The 23,908-nt window shown below is 60.6% G+C and carries 16 protein-coding genes and 3 pseudogenes; 11 read left to right on the top strand and 8 right to left on the bottom strand.

The window, feature by feature from the left end; translation table 11 throughout:
* Positions 1–161 precede the first annotated feature (161 nt).
* Positions 162–1,646: a sodium/proline symporter PutP gene (gene putP, locus ACZZZ4_RS11145; protein WP_463547812.1), complete on the bottom strand. Its 1,485-nt coding sequence runs from the start codon at positions 1,644–1,646 to the stop codon at positions 162–164.
* Positions 1,647–2,104: 458 nt separating this feature from the next.
* On the opposite strand from putP, the gene putA reads away from it, so the two are divergent.
* Together putA and ACZZZ4_RS11135 are read left to right on the top strand one after the other, a co-directional pair.
* Positions 2,105–6,058 carry a trifunctional transcriptional regulator/proline dehydrogenase/L-glutamate gamma-semialdehyde dehydrogenase gene (gene putA / locus ACZZZ4_RS11140; RefSeq protein WP_463547811.1) on the top strand — a complete coding sequence of 1,318 codons (3,954 nt, stop codon included), beginning with the start codon at positions 2,105–2,107 and terminating at the stop codon, positions 6,056–6,058.
* Positions 6,059–6,223: 165 nt separating this feature from the next.
* A complete protein-coding gene (locus ACZZZ4_RS11135) occupies positions 6,224–8,026 on the top strand; it encodes an acyl-CoA dehydrogenase (RefSeq protein ID WP_463547810.1) in 1,803 nt (600 codons plus the stop codon).
* Between the two features lie 141 nt (positions 8,027–8,167).
* On the opposite strand, the gene ACZZZ4_RS11130 is transcribed toward ACZZZ4_RS11135, so the two are convergent.
* From ACZZZ4_RS11130 to ACZZZ4_RS11115, 4 genes and pseudogenes are all read right to left on the bottom strand, one after another.
* Positions 8,168–8,899, bottom strand: a complete 732-nt coding sequence (locus tag ACZZZ4_RS11130; protein WP_463549271.1) for a methyl-accepting chemotaxis protein — start codon at positions 8,897–8,899, stop codon at positions 8,168–8,170.
* A 135-nt stretch (positions 8,900–9,034) separates the two neighbouring features.
* A pseudogene (locus ACZZZ4_RS11125) lies at positions 9,035–10,060 on the bottom strand (cache domain-containing protein); the annotation flags it as partial.
* A gap of 144 nt (positions 10,061–10,204) precedes the next feature.
* Positions 10,205–10,507: a cell division protein ZapA gene (locus tag ACZZZ4_RS11120; protein ID WP_039756738.1), complete on the bottom strand. Its 303-nt coding sequence runs from the start codon at positions 10,505–10,507 to the stop codon at positions 10,205–10,207.
* Positions 10,504–10,734, bottom strand: coding sequence for a hypothetical protein (locus ACZZZ4_RS11115; protein WP_016772015.1), 231 nt, complete (start codon positions 10,732–10,734; stop codon positions 10,504–10,506). Before ACZZZ4_RS11115 ends, ACZZZ4_RS11120 begins: the two co-directional genes overlap by 4 nt.
* A gap of 277 nt (positions 10,735–11,011) precedes the next feature.
* Here ACZZZ4_RS11115 and ACZZZ4_RS11110 point away from each other — a divergent pair.
* The 5 genes and pseudogenes from ACZZZ4_RS11110 to selO form a co-directional block, all read left to right on the top strand.
* Positions 11,012–11,734: pseudogene (locus ACZZZ4_RS11110) on the top strand (MCP four helix bundle domain-containing protein); the annotation flags it as partial.
* A 30-nt stretch (positions 11,735–11,764) separates the two neighbouring features.
* The gene (locus tag ACZZZ4_RS11105; protein ID WP_370695130.1) at positions 11,765–12,637 is read left to right on the top strand and encodes a methyl-accepting chemotaxis protein; all 873 of its coding nucleotides are present in this window, start codon (positions 11,765–11,767) and stop codon (positions 12,635–12,637) included.
* A 293-nt stretch (positions 12,638–12,930) separates the two neighbouring features.
* Positions 12,931–14,673, top strand: a complete 1,743-nt coding sequence (locus ACZZZ4_RS11100) for a potassium/proton antiporter (protein WP_024011302.1) — start codon at positions 12,931–12,933, stop codon at positions 14,671–14,673.
* Between the two features lie 34 nt (positions 14,674–14,707).
* Complete coding sequence (mscK, locus tag ACZZZ4_RS11095) at positions 14,708–18,061, top strand: mechanosensitive channel MscK (protein ID WP_434767481.1); 3,354 nt, start codon at positions 14,708–14,710, stop codon at positions 18,059–18,061.
* Positions 18,062–18,109: 48 nt separating this feature from the next.
* Positions 18,110–19,573, top strand: coding sequence for a protein adenylyltransferase SelO (gene selO / locus ACZZZ4_RS11090; RefSeq protein WP_415763848.1), 1,464 nt, complete (start codon positions 18,110–18,112; stop codon positions 19,571–19,573).
* Positions 19,574–19,578: 5 nt separating this feature from the next.
* Here the strand turns inward: selO and mazF are convergent, their stop codons facing one another.
* Complete coding sequence (gene mazF, locus ACZZZ4_RS11085) at positions 19,579–19,941, bottom strand: type II toxin-antitoxin system toxin MazF (RefSeq protein ID WP_041477600.1); 363 nt, start codon at positions 19,939–19,941, stop codon at positions 19,579–19,581.
* Positions 19,941–20,210 (bottom strand): type II toxin-antitoxin system antitoxin MazE, encoded by a 270-nt coding sequence (gene mazE, locus ACZZZ4_RS11080; RefSeq protein ID WP_008077592.1) that lies wholly within the window; start codon positions 20,208–20,210, stop codon positions 19,941–19,943. Before mazE ends, mazF begins: the two co-directional genes overlap by 1 nt.
* A 236-nt stretch (positions 20,211–20,446) precedes the next feature.
* On the opposite strand from mazE, the gene trxC reads away from it, so the two are divergent.
* Positions 20,447–20,881, top strand: coding sequence for a thioredoxin TrxC (gene trxC / locus ACZZZ4_RS11075; protein WP_129998237.1), 435 nt, complete (start codon positions 20,447–20,449; stop codon positions 20,879–20,881).
* 128 nt (positions 20,882–21,009) lie between these two features.
* Here trxC and ACZZZ4_RS11070 read toward each other — a convergent pair whose 3' ends face one another.
* The gene (locus ACZZZ4_RS11070; protein ID WP_024011296.1) at positions 21,010–21,780 is read right to left on the bottom strand and encodes a ParA family protein; all 771 of its coding nucleotides are present in this window, start codon (positions 21,778–21,780) and stop codon (positions 21,010–21,012) included.
* Positions 21,781–22,137: 357 nt separating this feature from the next.
* On the opposite strand from ACZZZ4_RS11070, the pseudogene ACZZZ4_RS11065 reads away from it, so the two are divergent.
* The 3 genes and pseudogenes from ACZZZ4_RS11065 (at position 22,138) to ACZZZ4_RS11055 (ending at position 23,903) form a co-directional block, all read left to right on the top strand.
* Positions 22,138–22,862, top strand: a pseudogene (locus ACZZZ4_RS11065) (beta-ketoacyl synthase chain length factor).
* Complete coding sequence (locus ACZZZ4_RS11060; RefSeq protein WP_129998238.1) at positions 22,838–23,650, top strand: lysophospholipid acyltransferase family protein; 813 nt, start codon at positions 22,838–22,840, stop codon at positions 23,648–23,650. The pseudogene ACZZZ4_RS11065 and the gene ACZZZ4_RS11060 overlap by 25 nt, the downstream one beginning before the upstream one ends.
* Positions 23,628–23,903 carry a phosphopantetheine-binding protein gene (locus ACZZZ4_RS11055; protein WP_039756723.1) on the top strand — a complete coding sequence of 92 codons (276 nt, stop codon included), beginning with the start codon at positions 23,628–23,630 and terminating at the stop codon, positions 23,901–23,903. The genes ACZZZ4_RS11060 and ACZZZ4_RS11055 overlap by 23 nt, the downstream gene beginning before the upstream one ends.
* The last annotated feature ends 5 nt before the right edge of the window (positions 23,904–23,908 follow it).

The raw sequence follows: 23,908 nt of genomic DNA, 5'->3' as shown, positions 1-23,908 counted from the left end.
GAGGTTGGCACATTCAACTTATCGCTGACTGACACACCGTCATCGCTGGCAAGCCAGCTCCCACAGGGTTCTCCAGTGTTATTGAAGAATCACAGGCAATAAAAAACGGCCCGCCTCCTGTAGGAAACGGGCCGTTTTTATGTGAGCCGAAGCTCAGTTCATCACTTGTTCAGGTGGAAATCTTTTTCCGCCGCTTCGAAGCGCTGCACCATGCCAGCAGTCGGCGCGCCGAGCTTGCTGACGATGTAGATGGCCAGGCTGGCGAAGATGAAGCCAGGGATGATTTCGTACAGCCCCATTACTTCCCAGTGCTTCCAGGCCACCACGGTGATTGCGCCGACTAGAATACCGGCCAGTGCGCCGTTGCGGGTCATGTCTTTCCAGACTACCGAGATCAGCACGACAGGACCGAACGCAGCACCGAAACCGGCCCAGGCGTAGGACACCAGGCCCAGTACGCGGTTTTCCGGGTTGGCAGCCAGCGCGATAGCGATCAGGGCTACCAGCAGCACCATGGCACGACCGACCCAGACCAGCTCCAGTTGCGAAGCGGACTTGCGCAGGAAAGCTTTATAGAAGTCTTCGGTCAGGGCGCTCGAGCACACCAGCAACTGGCAGCTCAGGGTGCTCATTACCGCAGCCAGAATGGCCGACAGCAACACACCGGCAACCCATGGGTTGAAGAGAATTTTCGCCAGTTCGATGAACACGCGCTCCGGGTTCTCGGTCACAGGACCGGCCACTTCCGGGTGCGCCGAGAAGTAAGCGATACCAAAGAAGCCCACCGCCACGGTGCCGCCCAGGCACAGGATCATCCAGGTCATGGAAATGCGACGCGCCTTGGCAATCGACTTCACCGAATCCGCCGCCATGAAACGCGCGAGGATGTGCGGCTGACCGAAGTAGCCCAGACCCCAACCCATCAGCGAGATGATGCCGATGAAGGTGGTGCCTTTGAGCATGTCGAAGTTGCTCGGATCTTGCGCTTCGATAGCGAGGAACGTGGTGTCGACGCCGCCGGTTGCCAGCAGGACGATGATCGGCGTGAGAATCAGCGCGAAGATCATCAGGGTCGCTTGCACGGTGTCGGTCCAGCTCACCGCGAGGAAACCGCCGATGAAGGTGTAGGCAATCGTTGCCGCCGCACCGGCCCACAGCGCCGTTTCGTAGGTCATGCCGAAGGTGCTTTCGAACAGGCGGGCACCGGCGACGATGCCGGAAGCGCAGTAGATGGTAAAGAACACCAGAATCACGATTGCCGAGATAATCCGCAGCAAGCCGCTTTTATCTTCGAAACGGCTGGAAAAATAATCCGGCAGAGTCAGGGCATCGCCGTTGTGCTCGGTCTGCACACGCAGACGGCCGGCGACAAACAGCCAGTTCAGGTAGGCACCGACGATCAGGCCGATGGCGATCCAGCTTTCGGACAGGCCGGACATGTAGATGGCGCCCGGCAGGCCCATCAGCAACCAGCCGCTCATGTCGGAGGCACCGGCAGACAGCGCGGTGACAACGCTGCCGAGGCTGCGACCGCCGAGAATATAGTCGGAAAGGTTGTTGGTGGAGCGATAGGCCATCAAGCCGATCAGCACCATTGCTGCGATGTAGATCACGAACGTGATCAGGGTTGGATTGCTTACGCTCATTGAGTTACGCCCTGGCTTTGTTTTTATGTAGCGGCGGTGGTGAACCGCTCGCAAACGACGACGTTTGGCAGACGATCCGGGATCCCGCGCATTTAAGACTGATGTTTCCCCAGGAAAGCCATCAGCCGGTACACCGGGTTATTCCCGGTTGCACCTTGGCGGCGAATGCTATGCAACAAAGCAAATAAGGTGCAACCAGTTTCGCGAGAATTAGTTGCACCCAGTCGGATTAATCGACGATCACCCCGTTTTTGCTCCCTTTTGTCGCAGTCATGGCTCTTTGCTAGAAGCAAAAGCACCAAGCAGGAGCAGCGCATTCGTACCAGAAATTATTTCCTGACGAGCTGCGTATTATTCCGGCAAAAAAAGGGTTGCACCCGGTTGCACCTCATTCAGCGCACGGCTAATCTTGCGGCCAGCTGATGCCACGCAACTGTGGCAACCATGAGGATAAAAATATGGCTACCACCACCCTTGGGGTCAAACTCGATGACCCGACCCGCGAGCGCCTGAAGGCTGCCGCAACCTCGATTGATCGCACGCCGCACTGGCTGATCAAGCAGGCAATTTTCAATTACCTGGAAAAACTCGAGGGTGGTGCAACCCTGACCGAGTTGAACGGTTTGACCGCCAAAGACGCCGATGACGTAGGCGAAGTGCAGACCGATCACGCTCACCAATGCTTCCTCGAATTCGCTGAAAGCATCCTGCCGCAATCGGTTCTGCGCGCTTCGATCACCGCCGCCTACCGCCGCCCTGAGCCGGAAGTGGTGCCGATGCTGATCGAGCAGGCGCGCCTGCCGGCCCCGATGGCCGAAGCCACCAACAAGCTCGCGGCGACCATCGCCGAAAAACTGCGCAACCAGAAAAGTGCCGGCGGTCGTGCCGGTATTGTTCAGGGCCTGCTGCAGGAATTCTCCCTGTCGTCTCAGGAAGGCGTGGCGCTGATGTGCCTGGCCGAAGCGCTGTTGCGCATTCCGGACAAAGGCACCCGCGACGCGCTGATCCGCGACAAGATCAGCACCGGCAACTGGCATCCGCACTTGGGCAACAGCCCGTCGCTGTTCGTCAACGCTGCGACCTGGGGCCTGCTGCTGACTGGCAAACTCGTCTCCACCCACAACGAAGCCGGCCTGACCTCGTCGCTGAGCCGCATCATCGGCAAGAGCGGCGAGCCGATGATCCGCAAGGGCGTCGACATGGCCATGCGCCTGATGGGCGAACAGTTCGTGACCGGCGAAACCATCGCCGAAGCGCTGGCCAATGCGAGCAAGTTCGAAGCCAAGGGCTTCCGTTATTCCTACGACATGCTCGGTGAAGCGGCACTCACCGAAGTCGACGCGCAGAAATACCTGGCCTCGTACGAACAAGCGATCCACTCGATCGGCAAAGCCTCCCACGGCCGTGGGATTTATGAAGGCCCGGGCATTTCCATCAAGCTCTCGGCCCTGCACCCTCGTTACAGCCGCGCGCAGTACGAGCGGGTGATGGACGAGCTGTACCCGCGCCTGCTGTCGCTGACCCTGCTGGCCAAGCAATACGACATCGGTTTGAACATCGACGCCGAAGAAGCCGACCGCCTTGAGCTGTCGCTGGATCTGCTCGAGCGTCTGTGCTTCGAGCCGCAGCTGACTGGCTGGAACGGCATCGGTTTCGTCATCCAGGCTTACCAGAAGCGTTGCCCGTACGTGATCGACTACGTGATCGATCTGGCCCGCCGCAGCCGCCATCGCCTGATGATCCGCTTGGTGAAAGGCGCGTACTGGGACAGCGAAATCAAACGCGCCCAGGTCGAGGGTCTGGAAGGCTATCCGGTCTACACCCGCAAGGTGTACACCGATGTTTCCTACATCGCTTGCGCGCGCAAACTGCTGTCGGTGCCGGAAGTCATCTACCCCCAGTTCGCTACGCACAACGCCCACACCCTGTCGGCCATTTACCACATCGCCGGTCAGAACTATTACCCGGGCCAGTACGAATTCCAGTGCCTGCACGGCATGGGCGAACCGCTCTACGAGCAGGTTGTCGGCAAGGTTGCCGAAGGCAAGCTGAACCGTCCGTGCCGTGTGTACGCTCCGGTCGGCACCCACGAAACCCTGCTGGCTTACCTCGTACGTCGCTTGCTGGAAAACGGCGCCAACACCTCGTTCGTCAACCGCATCGCCGACCAGTCGATTTCGATTCAGGAACTGGTGGCCGATCCGGTTGCGCAGATCGAGCAGATGGCCACCGTGGAAGGCGGTTTCGGCCTGCCGCACCCGCGCATTCCACTGCCGCGTGATCTGTACGGTGCCGAGCGCGCCAACTCCAGCGGCATCGACATGGCCAACGAACATCGTCTGGCTTCGCTGTCCTGCGCTTTGCTCGCCACTGCACACAACGACTGGAAAGCCGCGCCGATGCTTGGTTGCGCTTCCAGCAACGAAACGCCGGCGGCCGTGCTGAACCCGTCCGATCACCGCGATGTGGTCGGTCACGTTCAAGAAGCTACCGTCGAAGACGTCGACAACGCCATTCAATGCGCGCTGAACGCCGCGCCGATCTGGCAGGCCACGCCGCCGGCCGAGCGCGCGGCGATTCTGGAACGTGCCGCTGACTTGATGGAAGGCGAGATCCAGCCGCTGATGGGCCTGTTGGCTCGCGAAGCCGGCAAGACCTACGCCAACGCCATCTCCGAAGTCCGCGAGGCCGTCGACTTCCTGCGTTATTACGCAGTGCAGGCGCGCAACGATTTCAGCAATGACGCCCACCGCCCACTGGGTCCGGTGGTTTGCATCAGTCCGTGGAACTTCCCGCTGGCGATCTTCAGCGGTCAGGTGGCTGCGGCATTGGCCGCCGGTAACCCGGTACTGGCCAAACCGGCCGAGCAGACGCCGCTGGTTGCCGCGCAGGCCGTGCGTCTGATGCTCGAGGCAGGCATCCCGGAAGGCGTGCTGCAACTGCTGCCGGGTCGCGGTGAAACCGTCGGCGCCGGCCTGGTCGGTGACGAACGCGTCAAAGGCGTGATGTTCACCGGTTCCACCGAAGTCGCGCGCTTGCTGCAACGCAACATCGCTGGCCGTCTCGACAGCCAGGGCCGTCCGATTCCGCTGATCGCCGAAACCGGTGGCCAGAACGCGATGATCGTCGATTCCTCGGCTTTGACTGAACAAGTGGTGATCGACGTAGTGTCGTCGGCCTTCGACAGCGCCGGTCAGCGTTGCTCGGCACTGCGCGTGCTGTGCCTGCAGGAAGATTCCGCCGATCGCGTCATCGAAATGCTCAAGGGTGCGATGGCCGAAAGCCGTCTCGGCAACCCCGAGCGTCTGTCCGTGGACATCGGCCCGGTGATCGACGCCGAAGCCAAGGCCGGCATCGACAAGCACATCCAGGGCATGCGCGATAAAGGTCGCAACGTTTACCAGGTGGCGATTGCCGACAGCGAAGAGATCAAGCGCGGCACCTTCGTCATGCCGACCCTGATCGAGCTGGAAAGCTTCGACGAACTGCAACGCGAAATCTTCGGCCCGGTACTGCACGTGGTGCGCTACAAGCGCAAAGAGCTGGATAACCTGATCGGCCAGATCAACGCCTCCGGTTACGGCCTGACGCTGGGCGTGCACACGCGCATCGACGAGACCATCGCCAAGGTGATCGACAACGTCAACGCCGGTAACGTCTACGTCAACCGCAACATCGTTGGTGCCGTGGTCGGCGTGCAGCCGTTCGGCGGCGAAGGCCTGTCGGGTACTGGCCCGAAAGCCGGTGGCCCGCTGTATCTGTATCGCCTGCTGTCGACGCGTCCGACCGACGCCATCGAACAATCCTTCGCTCGCGGTGACGCCATCGTCGCCCCGGACGTGCGCTTGCGCGATGCCATGAGCCAATCGTTGAACGCGCTGAAAGCCTGGGCCGACAACAACCAGTTTGCCGACCTGAGCGCTCTGTGCGTGCAATACGCGGCGCAATCGCAGAGCGGCATCACCCGCGTGCTGGCTGGCCCGACCGGCGAGAAAAACAGCTACGCGATCCTGCCGCGCGAACACGTACTGTGCCTAGCGGAAGTTGAGGGTGATCTGCTGACGCAACTGGCGGCGGTGCTGGCGGTGGGCGGTTCGGCGGTGTGGCCGGAAACCGAGCTGACCAAGGCGTTGTTCGCCCGTCTGCCGAAGGAAGTGCAGGCGCGGATCAAGCGCGTTGCCGACTGGAACAAGGACGAAGTGGTGTTCGATGCCGTGCTGCATCACGGCCACTCCGACCAGTTGCGCGGCGTCTGCCAGCAGATCGCCCAGCGTGGCGGCGCGATCGTTGGCGTTCAGGGCCTGTCTCAGGGCGAGACCAACATTGCCCTGGAGCGTCTGGTGATCGAACGGGCATTGAGCGTCAACACCGCTGCGGCGGGGGGTAATGCCAGCCTGATGACGATCGGATAAAAGCAGCTACAAGCTGCAAGCTGCAAGCTGCAAGTAGAAGCCAACTGCTCTTACTTGCAGCTTGAAGCTTGTGGCTTGTGCCGCCCCATCACCCTTATCTATCTTCCTTCCCCATTTTTATGGGCCTACCTAGACTGCGGCATACTTTCTTTAAGGTAGGCCGCCATGTCCGAGACGCTGCTCAGTTCCCGCAATCTGGCTTTCGAGCTGTACGAAGTCCTCGATGCCGAGGGCCTGACCCGGCGCGAGCGCTTTGCCGAGCACAATCGCGAGACCTTCGACGCCGCCATCGGCACCGCGCGCAACATCGCCGAAAAGTATTTCGCCCCGCACAACCGCAAAGGCGATGAAAACGAGCCGCGCTATGAAGATGGCCAGGCCATTCTGATTCCCGAAGTGAAACCGGCGGTGGATGCCTTTCTCGAGGCGGGATTCCTCAACGCCGCGCGCAGTTTCGAGGCCGGCGGCATGCAATTGCCGACCCTGCTGTCGCAAGCTTGCTTCGCGCACTTTCAGTCCGCCAACGCAGCGTCGACCTCGTACCCGTTCCTGACCATGGGCGCGGCCAATCTGATCGAGAGCTTCGGCAGCGAAGAGCAGAAACAGCGCTTCCTGCAACCGATGATCGACGGACGCTTCTTCGGCACCATGGCCCTGACCGAGCCCCATGCCGGTTCGTCACTGTCGGACATTCGTACCCGCGCCGAACCTGCATCCGACGGCACCTATCGCCTCAAGGGCAACAAGATTTTCATTTCCGGTGGCGATCACCCGCTGTCGGAAAACATCGTGCACATGGTGCTTGCCAAGCTGCCGGACGCCCCACCGGGGGTCAAAGGTATTTCGCTGTTTATCGTGCCGAAGTTTCTGGTCAACGACGACGGCAGCCTCGGCCAGCGCAACGATGTGCTGCTCGCCGGCTTGTTCCACAAGATGGGCTGGCGCGGCACCACATCGACGGCGCTGAACTTCGGCGATAACGGCGAGTGCGTCGGCTATCTGGTAGGCAAGCCACACCATGGCTTGAGCTACATGTTCCAGATGATGAACGAAGCGCGGATCGGCGTCGGCATGGGCGCGGTCATGCTCGGTTATGCCGGTTACCTGTATTCACTGGAATATGCGCGCGAGCGGCCGCAGGGTCGGGTGCCGGACAGCAAGGATCCGACCACCGCGCCGGTGGCGATCATTCAGCACGCGGACGTCAGACGCATGCTGCTGACGCAGAAATCCTACGTCGAAGGCGCATTTGACCTCGGCCTGTATGCCGCGCGGCTGTTCGATGACACCACCACGCTGGAAACCGAAGCCGAGCGTAAACAGGCACATGAGCTGCTGGACCTGCTGACGCCGATCGTCAAATCCTGGCCTTCGGAGTTCTGCCTGAAGGCCAATGAACTGGCGATCCAGATTCTTGGCGGCCACGGCTACACTCGCGAATACCCGGTAGAGCAGTACTACCGCGACAACCGCCTGAATCCAATCCACGAAGGCACCCACGGCATTCAGTCGCTGGATTTGCTCGGGCGCAAACTGTCACAAAACGGCGGCGCCGGTCTGAAGCAATTGATCAGATTGATCGCCAACACTGGCGAACGCGCCACTGAGTACGACTCGCTGACTGCGCTGCGCGAACCGCTGGAAAAACTCGTGGCCCGCCTGCAAACCGTGACCATCGGCCTGCTCACGGATCTGGCCCAAGGCAAGGTCAACAGCAGCCTGGCGAACTCGGCGCTGTACCTGAAAGTGTTCGGCCACGCAGTGATCGGCTGGCGCTGGCTGGAGCAGGCGATCCACGCCGAGGAAGGCCTGGCCAAAGGCAATTCGACGGATGTCGACTTCTATAAGGGCAAGTTGCAGGCGGCGCGGTATTTCCTCACGTGGGAAGTGCCGGGTTGCCAGCATGAGCTGGACTTGCTGGAGGCGCGGGACGATACGTGTCTGGGGATGCGGGAGGAGTGGTTCTGATCCGGATTATGCGTAGTGGCTGATGCTGTCTTCGCGGGCGAGCCCGCTCCCACAGGTATTGTGGCGTGTTCATGATGCGTGAACACCCCAGAACCCTGTGGGAGCGGGCTTGCCCGCGAAGAGGCACGAGCTGACGGAGCATCAACTCAACTTGAACCCACCCATCTGCCGCGCCAGATCATCCGCCAGCCGCTGCAACATCTGACAATCCTCACGACACGCACGAACCTCCCCCGCCGTCGCCCGCGCCAGATCGGAAATCCCCTGCACATTGCGGTTGATCTCTTCAGTCACCGCCGACTGCTCTTCGGTCGCTGTGGCCACCTGATGGTTCATATCGCTGATGCGCTCGACCTGGCCGGTGATCGCCGTCAGCGATGCACCGGTCCGCTGGCTTGATTCAACCCCGGTGCCAGTTGCCGCCTGGCCGGTGCGCATCGAAGACACGGCGTTCTCCGCACCTTGCTTGAGGCTGCCGATCATCAGTTGAATTTCGTCGGTCGAGGCCTGAGTCCTGCGTGCCAAGGTGCGCACTTCATCAGCGACCACTGCGAAGCCACGGCCCATGTCGCCAGCGCGGGCGGCTTCGATGGCGGCGTTGAGTGCGAGCAGATTGGTCTGTTCGGAAACGCCACGAATCACCGCCAGCACCGAATCGATCGATGCCACTTGCTGCGCCAGCTCAGCCACCGCCCCCGCCGCCACGCCGATGTCATCGGACATGCTTTCGATATGACGGATCGAGCCGCCGACCACCTCCCGCGCCTGCAACGCTTCATCACGGGCTGTTTGCGAGGCGAGCGCGGCATTGCCGGCGTTCTGCGCGATTTCCTGCACGGTCAGGCCCATTTCGTGAACGGCCGTGGCGACCATGTCGGTCATTTCCTGTTGGCGGCCGGATCGCTCGGCGGTGTTGTCTACCACCTTCGCCACTTGGCCCACGGCCGTGCGCAAGCGCTCGCTGGTGGTCAGCACTTCGCCGATCATCGCGCGCTGGCTGTCGAGGAAACGGTTGAAGCCGCGAGCCAGGTCGCCGAGCTCATCGGCACGACTGGAATCTAACCGGTGAGTCAAATCTCCACCACCGCTACCGATGGCCACCAGCGCCCGTGTTACTTGTCGAATCGGTCGCACCAGCCCCTGCGCCAGCCACACCACAAGCGCCAGGCAAACCAACGCCACCACCAGACCGATGCCGCCACTCATCCACATCGCTTTGCGCGCTTCGGCGTAGATCTGCGACTGCGGCACTTCGGCCACCAGCGTCCAGCCGAGATCGCGCAGGGGCAGGCTGAAGGCGAGGAAGTCTTCACCGTCGCGCTGGAAGCTGCTGTTGACCGCATCCTTGTGCCCCATCAGCGCTTGTGCCGCATTGGCACCGATCTGCTCGGTCAAGGTGCGTTTGCCGCTGAACTGCGCCTCAGGATGGACCTGAATCAGACCGTCGGAACGCACGAGATAGACCTTGCCGCGCTCGCCGAAGCTGAAGTTGTGAATCAGCTCCGACAGCTCTTTCATGCTCAGCCCGAGCCCGGCGACACCGACGACTTTACCGGCCTGCTCGACCTTCAAATCGATGAACAGGGCCAGCTCGCCAGTGGCGCCGTCGTTGTCGATATTGAGGGTGCGCGGCTGATTGCTGTCGAGAAAGGAATAGAACCACGCATCGGCCGGTTTTGAACGGCTGAGGGTGCGGTCCAGGCCTTTTTCGGTGATGTAGTGGTTGGATTCAGTGCCGATGATCAGCGCGGTAAACGCTTTGTGTTCAGCGCGGATGCCTTCCAGATACTCTGCGAAGAGCGCGGTTTTGCTGCTGCCTTCGCCGGATGCCAGCCAGTCACGCACCATGCTGTTGCTGGCGATGTCTTTGGCGGCGGTGAGCGGTTGTACGAGGATCCGTTCGATGTCGTTGCGCGTCGCTTCGATGCTCGACGGCAGCGCTTGTTCGACCAGATAGCTCTGGGCGAGGCGGTTGACCACCAAGGTATAAATGCCAACCACAATCACGATGCTGATCAGCAGGGCCGCGCCCATGCCAATAATCAACTGCCACTGAATACTGCGTCGCCACCACTGCATGGAGCACCCCCAAGGAATAAGTGGCCGAAACACTGCAACAGCCGTGCCGATTGTATACATCCCAACCGACAATCTATTCCCTGGTTGTGCGCAACCTCATCAGCCCTGACTGATGGTCTTGGCAATCGTCTCGACCGTGGCGCTGACTTGCTCTTGATAACGCTCGAGTTCTTCTTTGTGCTGCTTCTTCATTTCGATCTGCTGCGAGCACAGATTCATCGCTGCCAGCACCAGCAAACGGTCACCGATCAGCGTCGGGTATTTGCGCTTGGTGTCTTCCAGCGCTGCCTTGAGCATCATCGCCGCGTCCAGCAGGGTCTGTTCTTCCCCGGCCGGTGCCTTGATCGAATAGTCCTCGCCGAGAATGGAGATGACTTTTACCCCTGCTGTGCCGTGGTTCATGCGCTGACAGGACCGGCATTGACGCGATCAACCAGCGCCTGGATGCGCGCGGCGGTGGCGCCGTGTTTTTCTTCCTGCTCCATCAGGTTCAGTTGCAGGTTTTCGTTTTCATCCTTGGCCTGGGCCAGTTCCGTGGACAGGGTCTGGTTGGTCTGCAGCAGGGTCTGGTTCTGTTGCACCAGGTCGCTGACGAGCTGTTCCAATTGGCTGAGGGATGCTTCCAACATTTTGATCTTCCAAGCGTTTTTCAAAGGGCGCGTACGATAAAGAAAAGTCACCACGGATGCCAGGGTTAAACCGGCGCAAGGCCTTGATTTTCCTGGGTGGCGAAGCTTCTCGCGAGTTTAAAAGACTGTGATTGGTCGATCTGGTTCCTGCACTTCGTCGCTCAAGCCTGTCTGCGACAAATACGCACACCACCTCAAGACTTTAGTCGTATGACCGATAAGTCACCCATACAGCAGTCTCAGCCCGCATGGATGCGGCCCTTTTCGGTATCCGCCCATGTCCCTTCGCAATATGAATATCGCCCCACGGGCGTTTACTGGTTTCGCCCTGATCGGCGGCCTGATGTTGATCCTCGGCGTGTTTGCGCTGAACCAGATGAGCAAGATCCGCGCGGCCGGCGAAGACATCGCCACCGCCAGCGTGCCATCGATCAAGGCCCTCGATGAGTTCACTCAACTGACCCTGCGCCTGCGCGTGCTTTCTTACCGCCTGCTGATCAACCGCGAACCCGACGTGCAGCAGAAAACCATCGAGCTGTTCGACCTGCGCAACCGCCAGATCGCCGATGCGCAACGCGCCTATGAGCCACTGATCGAAGGCCCGCAGGAACGTGCGGCGTACGATCAGTACGTGCAATTGCTGGCGCAGTACCGTCAGCTTGAAGAGCGCATGAAAACCCTGTCGCGCAACAATCAGGTCGACGAGTTGCGGCAGATGCTCAACAGCGATTTGCTGAGCAATTCGGAAGCGGTGAATACCGCGCTGGCGCGCTTGCTGGAGATCAACACCCAGCAGATCGCCGAGACCAATCAAGGTGCCAGTGACCAGTATTCAATGTCGTTCAACCTGGTCGTCACCCTGTTGGTGATTGCCAGCGGCCTGACGTTGCTGTTCGCCTGGTTATTGACCACTAGCATCACCAAGCCGATTTCCAAGGCACTCGAAGCGGCGGAAACCATCGCCGAAGGCAACCTGACCCAGCCGATCCATGTCGATGGCGAAGATGAAGCCGGGCGCCTGCTGGCGGCCATGGCGAAGATGCAATCGAAGCTGCGCGACACCCTGCAGCGCATCTCCGGTTCGGCCACACAGCTTGCTTCTGCTGCGGAAGAGCTGAACAGCGTCACCGACGAAAGTGCTCGCGGCCTGACCCAGCAGAACAATGAAATCGAGCAGGCGGCCACTGCGGTCAATGAGATGACCAGCGCCGTCGAGGAAGTCGCGCGCAACGCGGTCAGCACTTCGGAAGCCTCGAAGAACGCCACCACTTCGGCGGGCGACGGTCGTGATCTGGTGCAGGAAACCGTCAGCGCCATCGAACGCATGAGCGCCGATGTGCAAAGCACCGCGTCCCTGATCGGCGATCTGGCCAATGAATCCCGCGACATCGGCAAGGTGCTCGACGTGATTCGTGGCCTCGCCGATCAGACCAACCTGCTGGCCTTGAACGCAGCGATCGAAGCGGCTCGTGCCGGTGAGGCCGGTCGTGGTTTTGCCGTTGTGGCGGACGAAGTGCGCGCACTGGCCCATCGCACCCAGCAGTCGACCAGCGAAATCGAGCGCATGATCGGCAGCATCCAGAGCGGCACCGAACACGCCGTGGATTCAATGCGCAACAGCACCGAACGCGCCGAATCGACGCTGAACATCGCCCGTGGCGCGGGGATGTCGCTGGACACCATCAACAGCGCCATCGTTGAGATCAACGAGCGCAACCTGGTCATCGCCAGCGCCGCCGAAGAGCAGGCGCAGGTAGCGCGTGAAGTCGATCGCAACCTGGTCAACATCCGTGATCTGTCGGTGCAATCGGCGACCGGGGCGAATCAGACCAGCGCGGCGAGCAATGAGCTGTCGCGCTTGGCGCTGGATCTGAACAACATGGTTGGGCGGTTCAGCCTGTAACACACTTCGCTGGAACTTCCCCTGTGGTGAGGGGATTTATCCCCGTTGGGTGGCGAAGCCGCCCCAAAACAGCGTATGCGGTTCCACCTGAGGACCCGCGTACAACGGTTTTACGACGGCTGCGCCGCCGAACGGGGATGAATCCCCTCGCCACAGTCATCACTCGCCGCATCTGCAAGGCGATTCTGCACAAAAGCTTTTTGACAGCATCACATTTCAACAGGTTAGAATCGCTGGCACGCAGACTGCATGGTCAGTTTGTGCCTCGTCTTTACGCTTCTGGAGTACTGCCTTTGAATGCGACGACCATCAACAGCCTGTTCTTGATCGGCGCGTTGCTGGTAGGCGCAAGCATTCTGGTCAGCTCGCTTTCTTCACGTCTCGGCATTCCGATTCTGGTCATCATTCTCGCGGTCGGCATGGCGGCCGGGGTCGATGGTGGCGGGATCATTTTCGACAACTACCCGACGGCCTATCTGGTCGGCAACCTCGCCCTGGCGGTGATCCTGCTCGACGGCGGTTTGCGCACGCGGGTATCGAGTTTCCGCGTGGCGTTATGGCCGGCGCTGTCGCTGGCCACGGTCGGCGTCTTGATCACCACCGGGCTGACCGGCATGGCCGCTGCGTGGCTGTTCGACCTCAATCTGATTCAGGGTCTGCTGATCGGTGCCATTGTCGGTTCAACCGATGCCGCTGCGGTGTTCTCGTTGCTCGGCGGTAAAGGCCTCAACGAACGGGTCAGCGCCAGCCTGGAAATCGAATCCGGCAGCAACGACCCGATGGCGGTGTTTCTCACCGTGACCCTGATCGACATGCTCGCCAGCGGCGAGACCGGCCTGCACTGGAGTCTGCTGACCCACTTGATCCGCGAATTCGGCATCGGTGGCGTGATCGGTCTGGGCGGCGGTTGGGTGATGCTGCAATTGGTCAACCGCATCAATCTTGCCGCCGGGCTGTATCCGATCCTGATCATCGCTGGCGGGCTGGTGGTGTTTGCGCTGACCAACGCCTTGCACGGCAGTGGCTTCCTTGCCGTGTACCTGTGCGGTCTGGTCATCGGCAACCGCCCGGTGCGCAGCCGCCACGGCATTCTGCACATGCTCGACGGCATGGCGTGGCTGGCGCAGATCGGCATGTTCCTGGTGCTGGGCCTGCTGGTCACGCCCCACGATCTACTGCCGATCGCCCTGCCCGCCCTCGGTCTGGCGCTGTGGATGATCCTGTTCGCGCGGCCGCTGTCAGTGATGGTCGGCTTGCTGCCGTTCAAAGCCTTCCACGGTCGTGAAAAGGCCTTTATTTCCTGGGTCGGCCTGCGCGGCGCGGTGCCGATCATTCTCGCGGTGTTCCCGCTGATGGCCGGCCTGCCGCAAGCGCAGCTGTATTTCAATCTGGCGTTCTTCATCGTGCTGGTGTCGCTGCTGGTGCAGGGTACGAGCCTGCCGTGGGTGGCCAAATTGCTCAAGGTGACCGTTCCGCCAGAACCCGCGCCGATATCCCGGGCGGCACTGGAAGTGCATGTGACCAGCGAGTGGGAGCTGTTCGTTTACAAGCTCGGCGCGGAGAAATGGTGCATCGGTTCGCCCCTGCGTGAGCTGAAAATGCCCGAAGGCACACGCATCGCCGCCCTGTTTCGTGGCCAGCAACTGCTCCATCCGTCGGGTAGTACGGTGCTGGAAGTCGATGATTTACTGTGTGTTATTGGCCATGAACACAACCTGCCGGCCCTCGGCAAACTGTTCAGCCAGGCGCCGCAACGTGGCCTCGATCTGCGTTTCTTCGGCGACTTCGTGCTTGAAGGAGACGCCCAGCTTAAAGCGGTTGCAGCGTTGTATGGCTTACCGGCCGAAGGCATCGATCCGGACATGACTTTGGGCGCGTTCATTGCGCAAAAAGTCGGGGGTGCCCCCATCGTCGGTGACCAGGTGGAATGGAACAACACCCACTGGACGGTGGCGGTCATGGACGGGAACAAGATCGGCAAAGTGGGCGTCAGATTCCCCGAAGGAAGTCGCCCGGGCCCCGGACTCTTCCTCTAAACTGCCTCCACTCTCACTTGCTTGACCGGTCTCTATGCCTACCCTGCGCTCCTTTTTCGCCGCGGCCCTGCTGGGCCTCAGTCTTGTCGTCGGCCCGCTGCATGCTGCCGAACCACCGTCCAGCGATGCCGTGCAGGCCAGCCTCGACAAGCTGGCCGACAGCAAACTGCCGGACGCCGACAAGAAGACCCTGCAGACCGTCCTGCAGAACACCCTGAATCAGCTGAACAACCAGCGTGATTACGAGCAGAAGCTGATCGATCTCAAGCGTCAGCTGGCCAACGCGCCGAAGCAGACGATCGAGAACACCCGCGAACTCAGCCGCCTCAAGGCCACCGCACCAGTGCCGGTCGCGCAGCGTTTTCCGAAAGAGTCGATCCAGCAACTGGAGCAGATCCTCACCGATCGCTCGACCCAGCAAAGCGATCTGCAGAAAGCCCTGGCCGAAGCCAACAGCCTGATCATCACCGCGCAGACTCGCCCCGAGCGCGCTCAGGCGGAGATTTCCGCCAGCCAGACGCGCATCCAGCAGATCAACACCATCCTCAAATCCGGCAAGGACACGGGCAAAACGGTCACCGCCGAACAGCGCGACCAGTTGAACGCCGAACTCGCCGCACTCAATGCACTGATTCCGCTGCGCCGCCAGGAACTGGCCGGCAACACCCAGTTGCAGGATCTGGGCAACGCTCAGCACGACTTGCTTTCGGAGAAATCCGATCGGCTCGACCGCGAGATCCAGGAATTGCAAACCCTGATCAATCAGAAGCGTTTGGCGCAGTCGCAGGAAACCGTCACCCAGCAATCGATCGAAGCGCAGAAGGCCGGCGGCAGCAGCCTGCTGGCGAGTGAGAGCGCGACCAACCTCAAGCTTTCCGATTACTTGCTCAAGAGCACCGACCGTCTCAACGAAGTCACGCAGCAGAACCTGCAGACCAAACAGCAACTCGATACCCTGACCCAGAGCGATTCGGCACTGGATGAGCAGATCAGTGTGCTCAAGGGCAGCCTGCTGCTATCGAAAATTCTCTATAAACAGAAGCAGGCGCTGCCGCACTTGAAGGTCGACCGCGACCTCGCCGACCAGATTGCCGATATTCGCCTGTATCAGTTCGATGTCAGCCAGCAACGCGAGCTGCTGAGCAGTCCGGCGACCTACGTCGACAATTTGCTGGCCACGCAGCCGCCGGAGCAGGTCACGCCGCAATTGCGCAAAAGCCTGCTCGATCTGGCCAACACCCGCGCTGATCTGCTTGAGCGGCTGAACCGCGAGTTGAGCGCGATGCTCAATGAATCGATCACCCTGCAACTCAACCAGAAACAATTGCTGAGCACCGCGCAAAGCCTGCGCGCGACCCTCGACGAACAGATGTTCTGGATCCCCAGCAACAAGCCGCTCGATGTGGAATGGATGCGCGGCGTGCCCGAGCGCCTTGAGCGGCAGGTCAACACCTTGCCGTGGGCGTCGAGCCTGAGCGAGCTGACTGACGGCCTGACCCAGCGGCCATTGTTGTTCCTGCCATTGGCGCTGCTGATCGGCGCCCTGTTGTGGCGACGCAAGGCCCTGTACGGACGACTCAACAAGGTTCACCAGGACATCGGCCACTTCAAGCGCGACAGCCAGTGGCACACGCCGCAGGCGATTCTGATCAATATTCTGTTGGCGATGCCGGTGGCGCTGGGTCTGGCGCTGTGCGGTCTGGCCTTGCAGATCGACGCGCGCGGGCAGAACGCCAATATGGGCGCGGCGCTGCTGCAGATGGGGCAGGCCTGGCTGGTGTTCTACACCGCGTACCGGATTCTCGCGCCCGGTGGCGTGGCGGAATTGCACTTCCGCTGGGAAAAGCCACAGGTCGAGTTCCTTCAGGGCTGGGTGCGTCGACTCGGCCTGGTAGTAATGGCGCTGGTGGCCGTGGTGGCCGTCGCCGAGTTGCAACCGGCGGCGCTGGCCGATGACGTGCTCGGCATGCCGGTGGTGCTGACCTGTTACGCCTTGATGGCCTGGCTGCTCAGTCGCCTGCTGATCAGCAGCCCGACGCACCAGAACGCTTCGCTGTTCCGCAAAGCCGTCGGGGTGATGTTCACTCTGCTGCCGATCGCCCTGTTTGTCGCGGTGTGCTTCGGCTACTACTACACCGCGCTGAAACTCAGCGACCGCTTGATCAACACCCTGTACCTGCTGATGTTCTGGCTGGTGATCGAGGCCACTTTCGTCCGGGGCCTGAGCGTTGCCGCGCGGCGCCTGGCTTACCAGCGCGCGCTGGCGAAACGGCAGGCGGCGAAAGAGGCCGGCGACGGCGAAGCGGTGATCGAAGAGCCGACGCTGGATATCGAAAAGGTCAACGAACAGTCCCTGCGCCTGATCCGCCTGGCCCTGCTCGGCGGCTTCATCGCGGCGCTGTACTGGGTCTGGTCGGACCTGATTTCGGTGTTCTCGTATCTGGACAACATCACCCTCTACGAATACACCAGCGGCACCGGCGCCAACATGAGCATGGTGCCGATCAGCATCGGCGACATGCTCGGCGCGCTGATCATCATCGGCATCACTTTCGCTCTGGCGCGCAACTTGCCCGGCCTGCTCGAAGTGTTCGTGCTGTCCAAGCTCAATCTGGCGCAGGGCAGCGCTTATGCGACAACCACGCTGCTGTCCTACGTGATTGCCGGCGTCGGTTTCGTCACCACCCTGTCGACCCTCGGCGTCAGTTGGGACAAGTTGCAGTGGCTGGTGGCGGCGCTGTCGGTGGGCCTTGGTTTCGGTATGCAGGAGATCTTCGCCAACTTCATCTCCGGCATCATGATTCTCTTCGAACGCCCGGTGCGGATCGGCGACACCATCACCATCGGCAACCTGTCGGGCACGGTAAGCAAGATCCGCATCCGCGCCACGACCATCACCGATTTTGACCGCAAGGACATCATTGTCCCGAACAAGACGTTCATCACCGGGCAACTGATCAACTGGTCGCTGACCGACACCATCACCCGCGTCACGCTGAAACTCGGTGTGGACTACGGCTCGGACCTGGACCTGGTCAAGGAACTGCTGCTCAAAGCAGCTCGGGAGAACCCGCGTGTGCTCAAAGAACCAGAGCCGCACGTGTATTTTCTCAACTTCGGCGAAAGCACCCTCGATCACGAACTGCGCATGCATGTGCGCGATCTCGGTGACCGCAACCCGGTGCTGGATGAGGTCAACCGCTTCATCAACCGAGAGTTCAAGAAGCAGCACATCAACATCTCGTTCCGGCAGATGGAGGTTTATCTGAAGAACCTGCACGGTCAGGAATACAAGATGGTGCCTGTGGAGCCGGAGAACAAAACCATCGTGCCGGTCGTCGACGGGCAGAAACCGTTGCCGGAACCGCCACCGAGCAAACTCGACTAACCGACATGGTCCCAGCAGAATGCTCGGACATTCTGCTGGAGCCGGCCCGTGAAAGCCCTCGACGAACTGACTTTCGACAACCGCTTTGCCCGTCTGGGCGACGCGTTCTCCGCGCACGTGCTGCCCGAGCCGATCGACAATCCGCGCCTGGTGGTCGCCAGCCCGGCCGCTCTGGCCTTGCTCGATCTCGATGCGGCCAGCGCCGACACCGAAGAATTCGCGCAACTGTTCGGCGGCCACAAATTGTGGGCCGATGCCGAGCCACGGGCGATGGTGTATTCCGGCCATCAGTTCGGCGGCTACACCCCGCAACTGGGTGACGGTCGCGGCCTGCTGCTGGGCGAGGTCTACAACAACGCCGGCGAGCACTGGGACTTGCACCTCAAGGGCGCCGGGCAGACGCCGTTTTCACGCATGGGCGATGGCCGCGCGGTGCTGCGCTCATCGATTCGCGAATTTCTGGCTTCCGAAGCGCTGTACGCGCTGAACATCCCGTCTTCGCGGGCCGCCTGCGTGATTGGCTCCGATACCCCGGTCTGGCGGGAAAAGCAGGAACGCGCGGCGATGGTGCTGCGTCTGGCGCCGAGCCACATCCGCTTCGGCCACTTCGAATATTTCTACTACACCAAGCGCCCCGAGCAGCAGAAACAGCTCGGCGAGCATGTGCTGGCGATGCACTTCCCCGAATGCCTCGAACAACCGGAACCGTATCTGGCGATGTTTCGCGAAATCGTTGAGCGCAACGCCGAGCTGATCGCCAAGTGGCAGGCTTATGGCTTCTGCCACGGCGTGATGAACACCGACAACATGTCGATCCTCGGCATAACCTTCGACTTCGGCCCGTTCGCCTTCCTCGATGACTTCGACGCACATTTCATCTGCAATCACTCCGATGATCAGGGCCGCTACTCGTTCAGCAATCAGGTGCCGGTCGGCCAGTGGAACCTCAGCGCTCTCGCACAGGCACTGACGCCGTTCATCAGCGTCGAAGCGCTGCGGGAAACCCTCGGCTTGTACCTGCCGCTGTTCCAGGCGCATTACCTCGACCTGATGCGCCGCCGCTTCGGCTTCACCACCGCCGAGGACGACGATCAGCAACTGCTGGAAAACCTGCTGCAACTGATGCAGAACAGCGGCGTCGACTACACGCTGTTCTTCCGCCGCCTCGGTGAAGAGTCAGCCGAACAGGCCATCGCCCGCCTGCGCGACGATTTTGTCGATATCAAAGGTTTCGATGCCTGGGGCGAACGCTACGTCGCCCGGGTGACTCGCGACGGCAATGCCGATCAGGCACAACGCCGCGCGCGGATGCATGCGGTCAATCCGCTGTACATCCTGCGCAATTACCTGGCGCAAAAAGCCATCGATGCGGCTGAGCAAGGCGATTATTCCGAGGTGCGCCGGCTGCATGCGGTGTTGAGCAAGCCGTTTGAGGAACAGCCGGGAATGGAAGGTTATGCCGAGCGGCCACCGGAGTGGGGCAAGCATTTGGAGATCAGTTGTTCTTCGTAGGCGCTTCAGCTTAGCGGGTCGATTGCACTGATTACACGGTCGACGATGTCAGACATTGTCACGTCATCCAGTCGCTCGATGAATTTGGCCGTGCCGTCTCGTACCCGTTGTTCTATGTCAAAACTGCGAACCTGATTACACACCGCTACACCATTGGTTTCGTGGCCAGTAATGGCGACCGCCAAACCCATATTCCGGCTGAAATTCCCACCGCTAGTAACAGGCACCGTCATGCTCACGCCCAATGCGTTGATCTCTCTGGGCGTGATCACCACAAAGCGATGTCTGTTCATCATCTCCCGCCCCGCCACTGGGTTTGGATCAATCCAGTAAACGTCACCCCGCTGAGGGGGCTGTCGGCGCACCATCAACCCAGCTCCCGGCCGACAGAATCACCTTCAAGGGTCTCGCTAGTCTGGGCGTTAAGTTTCTGCAATTCTTCTGCGCCTTCGAGTAGCTCTGACAAACTATAACGCTTACGCGTAGCGGCTACGGCTGGACGAGCAATCAGTTCGCCATCGACCACATTCAGCTCTAGCTGTGCGCCAACCTCCAGATGCAACAACTTTAAAAGCGTGGGCGGAATCGTAATGACGGCAGCGCCGCCTTGGCGGCGTATCTTGGAAGTTACGGACATTATGTCGCTCCGATTTGATGCATAGGAATCATCGATTCCTGGATTAGTGCAACAAAAGTAGCACTCATATAAAGACAAAGCGATCTCCTCACGACAAGCGTAAAACGCCGAATTGGTCTTCAGACTAGCCATCGATCCCGGAACTGTTTTGAGAAAAATGTGAGCAGTTGCGACATTGATAAGTTGGCAGACCGACTTCAAATCAGTTCTATAGACTGCCTATCAGAGAACCAATCATGACCACCCCACTCCTCATCCCCTGCCCCACCTGCAACGGCCTCAACCGCATCCCCGCCGAGCGCCTGGCTGACCAGCCCAAATGCGGGCGCTGCAAGTCTGCGGTGCTGTTGAGCAAACCGTTCGAGCTCAAGCAAGGCGATTACGCCAGTCAGATCAAGGGCGATCTGCCGTTACTGGTGGATGTCTGGGCGGACTGGTGCGGGCCGTGCAAGTCGTTCGCGCCGGTGTTCGAACAGGCTGCGGCGCAGTTGGCGGGCAAGTGTCGGCTGGCCAAGCTCGACAGCGAGGCGAACCAGCAGTTGTCGGCGCAGTTGGGGATTCGCTCGATTCCAAGTCTGATTCTGTTTAGAAACGGCAGGGAAGTGGCGCGGCAGAGCGGTGCGTTGCCATTGCCGCAGTTGATGGCGTGGCTGCGTAGCCAAGGCATCTGACCCAACACAGAAACCTGTGGGAGCTGGCTTGCCAGCGATTGCGATCGATCAGTCACGAAAGATGCAGAGTCTGCCGCCCTCATCGCTGGCAAGCCAGCTCCCACAGGGATTAAGAATTCTTCGAGGGATCAGTGGTCTTCCAGCAGATTGTGCAGTTCCACAAACTGCTGCGTCAGTTTGTGCCGTGGGTCGAGGTGGATCAGCGGCATGCTGGCCTGGTGCGACTCGCGCATGCGCACCGAACTGCTCAGGTACACCGGCAATACCGGCAAGCCTTCGGCAATCAACTCATCGAGCATCTGCTGTGGCAGGCTGGCCCGCGCCTGAAACTGATTGACCACGATGCCTTCGACTTCCAACCCTTCGTTGTGGTCATCCTTCAACTCTTCGATCTCGGCGATCAGTCCGTACAGGGCCTGACGGGAAAAGCTGTCGCAGTCGAAGGGAATCAGCACGCGATCCGCCGCAATCAGCGCCGATACCGCGTAAAAATTCAGTGCTGGCGGGGTATCGAGATAGATCCGGTCGTAGTCTTCCGATAGCTCATCGAGCAACTTACGCAGCTTGTTGATCTTGTGTTTCGCCTCTAGCTTGGGCTGTAGGTCGGCCAGCTCGGCGGTGGCGGTAATGATGTGCAGGTTGTCGAACGGAGTTTCGTAGATGTCCGCCTGATTCTTTTTCGAGAACGGCCCGGACGACAGTGTCTGTTTGAAGAAATCGGCGATGCCCATCGGAATGTCATCGCCGGTGAGCCCGGTCAGATACTGAGTGGAATTGGCCTGAGCATCGAGGTCGACCAACAACGTGCGATAACCCTCGCTGGCGCTGACCGCCGCCAGATTGCAGGCAATGCTCGATTTGCCCACGCCACCTTTCTGATTGAACACCACGCGCCGCATGACCAAACCTCCGTGTATCAAAGAATGACCGAGTGTAGTTGGCGGTGGCCGCGCTTCGCTACCTTCACCGACATGGACTACGCCGCCAGGTGTAAATATCGGCGCCCACGCATGGAAAAAACCGCCAGCCGTCACAGAGACACCTGACAGACTGACCCCGGGGAATATGGATAATGGCCAAGTGATAGCCACTCCAGCGAACCGCTCGGTACATTTTGTTGAGCAAAATGTAACCAACATTTGCTACACACCCGTCGCACCGGGATAATGCGCGCCACCCGGCGCCCTGCGCCAAGCCAGGCCTGCTGCGGCGCTGGCGACTCAACGCGTCAACGAAAGCCCGCAGGGGCGGGATGAATGTCCGTGATCAACTTCAACATCGCCCAATGGCGCGCGTGGGCCTCGGGGCTCGACAGCGTGGACGCCTGGCAGGCCTGGAGCCGACAACCGGTCGTGCTGCAGAGCAGTGATGCCGCGCCCGATGTGTCGTTTCTGCCGGCCATGCAACGCCGTCGCCTCAGCCGCCTGGCGCGGATGGCGTTCAGTGTTGGCTGGCCGCTGGCCGACGGACGGGACCATCTGCCGCTGGTGTTCGTTTCCCGGCACGGCGAAACCCCCGCACGTTTGAAATTCTCCGCGACCTGGCCACCGAACAGCCCTTGTCGCCGACCCAATTCAGCCTTTCGGTGCATAACGCGATCATCGGTTTGTGGTCGATCATGCGCGGTGAAACCAGCGAAATGACCGCCCTCGCCGCCGCTGGCGACGGTCTGGAGCACGGCATGCTTGAAGCTGCCGCACTGCTCGAAGAAGGTGCCCCGGCGGTGCTGCTGGTGATCACCGAAGAACAACCGCCCGAGGCGTATTCGCAGTGGGTCGATGACGTGCCATTCCCTTACGCGCTGGGTTTATTGCTCACGCCCGGTACCGACTGGCGGCTGACCCTGAGCAGCAGCCCAAAACCCGAGTCCAAAGTGCACTGGCCCCACGCGCTGAACCTGCTGCGAACCCTGCTCGGCCAGCAACCTGACTGCCAACATGCGTGGAAGAATCGTGTATGGACCTGGCATCGCAACCCGTGACCGCCAAATACCGCGACGCCTACTACTGGCGCCTGCTGGCCACTGCTGCGAGCTTCGCTTTGTTCGGGCTCGGCGGGCTGTGTCTGCGCGTGCTGGTATTTCCGGTGCTCGGTTGCCTGCCCGGTGATGCACTTGAACATCGCCTGCGCGCCCGGCGCACGGTCAGCCGATTGTTCTGGTTTTTCGTGCGGTTCATGGCCCGCACTGGCGTGCTCACCTACGACATCGAGGGCGCCGAACGCCTTGGCCGGCCGGGACAGATGATCATCGCCAACCACCCGTCGCTGATCGACGTGGTTTTCCTCATCGGTCTGGTGCGCCACGCCAACTGCGTGGTGAAGAAAACCCTTTGGGAAAACCCATTCACCCGTGGCCCGCTGCGCCGCACCGAGTACATCAGCAACGACGGCAGCATGGACATGCTCGACGCCGCCGCACAGTCGTTGCAGGACGGCCAGACCCTGATCATTTTCCCCGAAGGCACGCGCACCCAGCCGGGGCAGGCGCCGGCCTTTCATCGGGGGGCGGCGGCGATTGCCCTGCGCGGTGCGAAAATCGTTACCCCGGTGATCATCAAGGTCAGCCCGACCACCCTGACCAAAGCCGAGCCGTGGTATCGCATCCCCCATCGCCGCGTGCACTTCAGTTTTCGCGTGGGGGCCGATATAGACCCACAGACCTTCGCCGCGCAAGGCCCCGCACCGCAGGCCTCGCGCAAGCTCAACGATTATTTGCATGACTATTTCATTAAGGAGCTCGCCGCAGATGAGCGAACTGAACACCGCTAGCCTGGTGCGTGACATCAAACTGCTGATCATCGACGCCTTGGGCCTGGAAGACATCAGCCCCGAAGACATCGGCGACGAGCAGACACTCTTCGGCGAAGGCCTCGGCCTGGATTCCGTGGACGCGCTGGAACTGGGCCTGGCGATCCAGAAAAAATACGGCATCAAGATCGACGCCGATGCCAAAGACACTCGTAACCATTTCACCAACGTGGCCAGCCTTGCGGCGTTCGTCACGGCAAAACAGGCAGCTTGAGACCG

It is taken from the genome of Pseudomonas sp. AC252 (assembly GCF_979258105.1).
Note: the sequence above shows the minus strand (reverse complement) of the source record. Positions and strands in the feature narration are given on the sequence as shown.